The 1,307-nt window shown below is 66.0% G+C and carries 1 protein-coding gene and 1 pseudogene; both read left to right on the top strand.

Translation table 11 applies throughout. The annotated features are described in order from the left end of the window. Window positions 1-196: 196 nt before the first annotated feature. Window positions 197-679, top strand: a pseudogene (locus tag JCM25156_RS25645) (glutathione peroxidase). Window positions 680-718: 39 nt separating this feature from the next. Beyond that, on the top strand, window positions 719-1,307 hold a 589-nt coding region (locus tag JCM25156_RS16855), incomplete at its 3' end, for a lipid II flippase MurJ (protein ID WP_025814059.1).

Genomic DNA, 1,307 nt, shown 5'->3' with positions numbered 1-1,307 from the left:
ACCGTGACCAGCCTGCTGGCGGGCGCGATCGACATGGCCGAGGCTGGCAGGCGGCTGCTGGCGCGCCCCGTGGGCCATGAATTCGCATGACCCCGGCCCGACATAGCCCGCCGCCCGTGCAAACGGGTGACTTGACCCCCACCGCTTCACCCTGCAATCGGGTCCTTCCGGCGCGCATACAGAACCGAGCTTTCCAATGACGACAATCTACGACTTCATCCTGCCTGCTTGACGGGTCGGAAATCGATTTTCCCGCCTGCGGGGCAAGCCGATCCTTATTGTCAACACCGCCTCCAAATGCGGGTTCACGCCGCAGTACGAAGGGTTGCAGAGCCTGTGGACGACATGGCGCGGCCACGACCTGCAGGTGATTGGCGTGCCGTCCAACGATTTTGGCAGGCAGGAACCCGGCACACCCGATGAGATCATGACCTTCTGCCAGCGCAATTACAGCGTCACCTTTCCGCTCACCGCCAAGAGCCATGTGCGCGGGCCGCAGGCCATTCCCCTGTTCCACTGGCTGGCGCGCGAGGGGGGATTCCTGTCGCTGCCACGGTGGAATTTCTACAAATACCTGATCGGGCGTGATGGACGGCTGGCGACATGGTTCACCTCCATCACCTCGCCCGAATCGCGTCGGGTGCAGGTGGCGGTGGAACGCGCGGTCATGGATCACTGATGCCGCCCACGCGCCGCGCGCGGCCCCGCCGATGATGCAATGCTGAAGGGTTTCCTGACCGTAAGCGGCTGGACGATGATCAGCCGCGTGCTGGGGCTGGTGCGCGACCAGCTTCTCGCCGCGTTCCTGGGCGCGGGCGCGGCGCAGGATGCGTACCAGATCGCCTGCCGCCTGCCCAACATGTTCCGCCGCCTGTTTGGCGAAGGCGCGCTGAACGCCGCCTTCGTCCCGCTGTTCTCGGCATTGCTGGAGCGTGAGGGCAAGGCCACCGCCCAGCGCTTCGCGTGCGAGACGATGAGCGTGCTGCTGTCATGGCTGCTGCTGCTGACGGTGCTGGGGGAAGTCTTCATGCCCGGCGTGCTGCGCCTGATCGCACCCGGATTCACGCATGGGGGGCTGCGCGATTCGCTGGCCATATCCCTCAGCCGCATCACATTCCCCTACCTGTTCCTGATCTGCGGGGCGGCGCTGGTTTCGGGCGTGCTCAACGGCATGCACCGCTTTGGCGTGGCGGCGGCGGCCTATGTCAGCTTCAATGTCGTGGGCATCGCCGCCATCACGCTGCTGCCGCGCCTTACGGGCGATGTGGCGCACGCGGCGGCGTGGGGCGTGAGCGCATCGGGCGTGA

The sequence above is a fragment of the Komagataeibacter kakiaceti JCM 25156 genome, from assembly GCF_000613305.1.
This window is presented reverse-complemented; position numbering and strand designations above follow the sequence as displayed.